This is a genomic window from Thauera phenylacetica B4P, from assembly GCF_000310225.1.
GTDB lineage: Bacteria > Pseudomonadota > Gammaproteobacteria > Burkholderiales > Rhodocyclaceae > Thauera > Thauera phenylacetica.
The window spans coordinates 1-5,325 of the sequence record NZ_AMXF01000263.1 but is presented as its reverse complement, the minus strand read 5'-3'; the positions used below and the strand labels follow the sequence as shown (position 1 = coordinate 5,325).

Here is a 5,325-nt window from a genome sequence, read left to right as displayed (position 1 = left end):
CGGCGGCCTTCTTCGCGCGCTTGGCGCGCGAATTGGGCGCGGCGGGCTCCGGGGCGGCCGGCGCGGGCTCGACCACTGGCGCGGTGACGGGCTCGACGACCGCTTCGACGGCGGCCTTCTTCGCGCGCTTGGCGCGCGAATTGGGCGCGGCGGGCTCCGTGGCGGCAGGCGCAGCCTCGACCACCGCCACAGGGGCGGCCACGCCGCCCTCCTCCACCCCGCCCTTCCTGCTGCGCGGCTTGCGCGCCGCCCTGCCGTCCGCGGGCACGACCTCCACAGCCCCGGCTTCCACAGCCTTCGCCGGAGTCTTGACCTCGACCGGCAGCGGCCCCTCGATGAGGCGGAAGTCGATCTTGTTGGTCGCCATGTCGACCCGCACGAGCTGCACCTTCACGCGGTCGGAGAGGCGGAACTGCTTGCCGGTGCGCTCGCCCATGAGGGCGTGGCGCGTCTCGTCGTAGTGGAAGTAGTCGCTGCCGAGGTCGGAGATGTGCAGCAGCCCTTCGATGAAGATGTCGTCGAGCGCGATGAAGAGCCCGAACGGAACCACCGAGGACACGCTGCCGATGAACTCCTCGCCGACGCGGTCCTGCATGAAGTAGCACTTGAGGAAGGCGACCACGTCGCGGGTGGCGTCGTCGGCGCGGCGCTCGGTCATCGAGCAGTGCAGGCCGATCTGCTCCCAGTCGCCGGGGCGGTACTGGGCGCCGCCAAGCGCGGCCTTGATGCCGCGGTGGATCAGCAGGTCGGGATAGCGTCGGATCGGGGAGGTGAAGTGGGTGTAGGACTCGTAGGCGAGGCCGAAGTGGCCGACGTTGTCGGGGCTGTACATCGCCTGCTTGAGCGAGCGCAGCATCACGGTCTGCAGCAGCTGGGCGTCGGGGCGGTCCTTGACCTGCTCAAGCAGCCTGGCGAAGTCGCTCGCGCGCGGTTCGTCGCCCCCGCCCAGGCCGAGGCCGAACTCCTTGAGGAACTCGCGCAGCTTGGCGAGCTTGTCCTCGGAGGGGGAGTCGTGGACGCGATACAGCGCCGGGTGCTCGCGGGTGGCGAGGAAGTCGGACGCGCACACGTTGGCGGCGAGCATGCACTCCTCGATCAGGCGATGGGCGTCGTTGCGCACCTCGGGCACGATCTGCGCGATCTTGCCGTTATCGTCGAAGATCATGCGGGTTTCGGTGGTCTCGAAGTCGATCGCGCCGCGCTTGGTGCGGGCCTTGAGCAGCACGCGGAAGAGCTTGTCGAGGTTCTCGAGGTGGGGCAGCAGCGCGGAGAGTTCGGCGCGCACCGCCGGGTCCTGCTCGTACAGCGCGGCGGCGACCTTGGTGTAGGTCAGGCGCGCGTGCGACCAGATCACCGCGGGGTAGAAGCGGTAGTTCCTGATCTCGCCGGTGGCCGAGATGGCCATGTCGGCGACCATCGCCAGGCGCTCGACCTGCGGGTTGAGCGAACACAGACCGTTGGAGAGCTTCTCGGGCAGCATCGGGATGACGCGGCGCGGGAAGTACACCGAGTTGCCACGGTCGAAGGCGTCCTTGTCGAGCGCGCTGGCGGCATCCACATAGTGCGAGACGTCGGCGATGGCGACGATCAGCCGGTAGCCCTTGCCCTGGCGCTCGCAATACACCGCGTCGTCGAAGTCCTTGGCGGTCTCGCCGTCGATGGTGACCAGCGGCAGCTTGGTGAGGTCCTCGCGCCCGGCCCAGTCCTTCTTGCGCACCACGTCGGGCAGCTTGCGCGTCTGCGCCTTGGCCTCGGTCGAGAACTCGTAGGGCAGGTCGTGCTTGCGCAGCGCGATCTCGATCTCCATGCCGGGGTCGGCGTAGTTGCCGAGCACCTCGACGATGCGGCCGATCGGCTGGGCGAACTTGGTGGGCTGCTCGACCAGCTCGACGGTGACGATCTGCCCGGCCTCGGGCTTCTTGCGCCCGCCCGGGGCGACCAGGATGTCCTGCGCCAGGCGGCGGTTCTCGGGCACCACGATCATCACGCCGTGCTCGTTGATCACGCGGCCGACGACGCGGCTGTTGGCGCGTTCGAGCACCTCGACCAGCTTGCCCTCGGGACGGCCGCGGCGGTCCTGGCCGGCGATGCGCACGATCACGCGGTCGCCGTGCAGCAGCTCGCGCATCTCCTTGGGGCCGAGGAAGATGTCGGGCTGGCCGTCGTCGCGACGCAGGAAACCGAAGCCGTCGGGGTGGCCCTCGACGCGGCCCTTGATCAGGTCGGCCTTGGCCGGCAGCAGGTAGGCCTCGCGGCGATTGCGCACGACCTGCCCATCGCGCTCCATCGCGCGCAGGCGGCGGTCGAAGAAGTCGAGCTCGTGCGGCGCGATGTCGAGCGCGCCGGAGAGCTCGGAGAAGGGCATCGGCACGCCGCGCTCGGCGAGGATCTGCAGCACGTACTCGCGGCTGGGCAGCGGGTTGTCGTACTGCTGGGTCTCGCGCTCGTAGAAGGGATCGGCCAGGCGCACGGCGCTGGCCTGCGCCGCCGCGGCCTTGTGCGCGGCGCGGCTGCGACCGGGGCCACGAACGGGGGCGCCGGTGTGATCGGCGGCGTTATGGGGGGTGCCGCGGGCAGCCGCTTCGGACACGGCGTTACCGCGGGCGCCGGACGCGGCAGATGCGCCCCGCCGGGTGCTGCGGGCGGACGGATTGACGCGCGCGGAATTCTGCTGTGCCGCCGGGGTGTTGCGGGCGGAGGTGCCGGAGCGCTGCTTATCGGTTTTTTTGGTTTTGCGAGTCATTGACAATCTTCTTTTCGTGCTTATAATGCGCGTCTTCTTGCCCAGATGGCGGAATTGGTAGACGCACTAGTTTCAGGTACTAGCGCCGCGAGGCGTGGAGGTTCGAGTCCTCTTCTGGGCACCAGTTTCACAGGAAAGCCGCTCTTCGGAGCGGCTTTTTTGTTTTTGTGCCGCCGCGATGCGAGTGGATGAGGCTGGCGCGCGCTCGACGCAGCGTTCGCGGCCGCCGCCGCTCCCACAGGATGGCCGGCGGGGCCTGCGAGGCGTTCCCCTGCAGGAGCGCCGGCAGGCGCGAATTGCGCTTGGGCGGGGGAATGCGCCCGGCGCACTCTCGACGACCCATTCGCGGCGGCCGCCGCTCCTACATGACGGCCGGCTGGGCCTGCGGCGCGTTCCCCTGTAGGAGCGCCGGCAGGCGCGAATGGACGCTGCACGGGAGCAACATACTCAGTCTGAGCCAAGCGATGCAAAAAAGCCTTTGCGATAGTGAAAGCGCTTGCTATTATGCGCGTCCCTGCCCAGATGGCGGAATTGGTAGACGCACTAGTTTCAGGTACTAGCGCTGAGAGGCGTGGAGGTTCGAGTCCTCTTCTGGGCACCAGTTTCACAGGAAAGCCGCTCCTCGGAGCGGCTTTTTTGTTTTTGCGCCGCCGCGACGCGGGCGGACAGGGCTGGCACGCGCTCGACGGCCCGTTCGCGGCGGCTGCCGCTCCTACAGGACGGCCTGCAGGGTCTGCGCGGCAATCCCCTGTAGGAGCGCCGGCAGGCGCGAATGACGGTTGGGCGCGGGAATGCGGCTGGCGAGGGCTCGACGGCCCGTTCGCGGCGGCCGCCGCCCCTACAGGACGGCCGGCCGGGGCTGCGAGGAGTTCCACTGTAGGAGCGCCGGCAGGCGCGAATTGCGGCCGCGCGGGGTGCGACGGGTGCTCAGGCGCCAAAGGGGTGGCGGCGGAGGATGGTTTCGTCGCGCTCGGGGCCGGTGGAGATCACGTCGATCGGGATCTCGCAGATTTCCTCGATGCGGTGCAGGTAGGTGCGCGCCTCCTGCGGCAGGGCGTCCCAGCTCTGCGCGCCGAAGGTGGTGCCGCTCCAGCCCTTCATGGTCTCGTAGATCGGTTCGCAGCGCGTGACCTCTTCCGAGCCCATCGGCAGCAGGTCGATGCGCTTGCCGTCGAGCATGTAGCCGGTGCACAGCTTGAGTTCCTCGAGCCCGTCGAGCACGTCGAGCTTGGTGATGCACAGGCCGGTGACGCCGTTGATGATGATCGAGCGCTTGAGCGCGGCCAGGTCGAGCCAGCCGCAGCGGCGCTTGCGCCCGGTGACGGTGCCGAACTCGCGGCCCTTGGTTGACATCTGCTCGCCGGGCACGCCCTTGGTCTCGATGTCGAGCTCGGTCGGGAAGGGCCCGCCGCCGACGCGGGTGCAGTAGGCCTTGGTGATGCCGAGCACGTAGTGCAGGCGGCCGGGGCCGACGCCCGAGCCGGCCGCGGCCTGGCCGGCGACGCAGTTGCTCGAGGTTACGAAGGGATAGGTGCCGTGGTCGATGTCGAGCAGGGTGCCCTGCGCGCCTTCGAACAGCAGCGAGCCGCCCGACTTGTTGATCGCGTAGAGCTCGGCGGAAACGTCGGCCACCATCGGCAACAGCTCGTCGGCGTCGGCCATGGCCTGGTCGAACACGCTCTGGAAGTCGACCGGCTCGGCTCCGAGGTGCTGGGTGAGCACGAAGTTGTGGTATTCGAGGTTGGCCTTCAGCTTGGCGGCGAAGCGCTCGCGGTCGAAGAGGTCGTACACGCGCAGCGCGCGGCGGGCAACCTTGTCCTCGTAGGTGGGGCCGATGCCCTTTCCGGTAGTGCCGATCTTGTCGCCGGCGGACTTGGCGGCCTCGCGCGCGCGGTCGAGCGCGGCGTGATAGCCGAGGATCAGCGGGCAGCCCGGGCTCACGCGCAGGCGGTCGCGCACCTTGATGCCGCCGGCTTCGAGGGTGCGGATCTCGGACAGCAGGTGGTGCGCGTCGAGCACCACGCCATTGCCGATGAAACAGGCCACGCCCTCGCGGACGATGCCCGAGGGCACGAGGTTGAGCTTGTATTCGGTCTTGCCGATCACCAGCGTGTGGCCCGCGTTGTGGCCGCCCTGGAACCGCACCACGCCCTTGGCGTGGTCGGTGAGCCAGTCGACGATCTTGCCCTTGCCTTCATCCCCCCACTGGGTACCGACGACGACGACGTTCTTTGCCATTTCTTTACTCTCCCTGTAACGGCACGATCGCCCAGCGATCGCCCCGCTTCACCAGTTGCCGGTCGCAGCCGGCTTCGTTCCAAGTTCCTTCATGTCCGGGCAGCTCGACCACGACGATCTCGCCGCGCGCGCGCAGCGCGGAGATCTCGGCGGCGAGCGCCGCATCGTCGCCCGGCGGCGCCAGCACCGCCCCTGCAGGCGCCGCCGGCGTGGGCAGGTGCCAGGCGAGCTCGCGCAGGTCGAGGCTGAAGCCGGTGGCCGGCCGGGCGCGCCCGAAGGCTTCGCCGACGCGGTCGTAGCGCCCGCCGAGCGCGAGCGCGGCGGGCGATTCGGCGCCGTAGGCG

General features: G+C 69.2%; 3 protein-coding genes and 2 tRNA genes. 2 read left to right on the top strand and 3 right to left on the bottom strand.

Going from position 1 to position 5,325, the window contains the following annotated elements; translation table 11 throughout:
* Nucleotides 1-2,743, bottom strand: a 2,743-nt coding sequence (gene rnr / locus C667_RS19965; protein ID WP_004378948.1) for a ribonuclease R, incomplete at its 3' end; no start/stop codon positions are given.
* Between the two features lie 39 nt (nt 2,744-2,782).
* Here rnr and C667_RS19960 point away from each other — a divergent pair.
* Together C667_RS19960 and C667_RS19955 are read left to right on the top strand one after the other, a co-directional pair.
* Nucleotides 2,783-2,867: transfer RNA gene (locus C667_RS19960), tRNA-Leu, on the top strand.
* A gap of 392 nt (nt 2,868-3,259) precedes the next feature.
* Nucleotides 3,260-3,344, top strand: a tRNA-Leu gene (locus tag C667_RS19955).
* Nucleotides 3,345-3,670: 326 nt separating this feature from the next.
* Here the strand turns inward: C667_RS19955 and C667_RS19950 are convergent.
* The gene (locus tag C667_RS19950) at nt 3,671-4,981 is read right to left on the bottom strand and encodes an adenylosuccinate synthase (RefSeq protein WP_004378947.1); all 1,311 of its coding nucleotides are present in this window, start codon (nt 4,979-4,981) and stop codon (nt 3,671-3,673) included.
* Nucleotides 4,982-4,985: 4 nt separating this feature from the next.
* Nucleotides 4,986-5,325 (bottom strand): ATP phosphoribosyltransferase regulatory subunit (locus C667_RS19945; protein WP_004378946.1); only part of this gene is annotated, 340 nt, incomplete at its 5' end.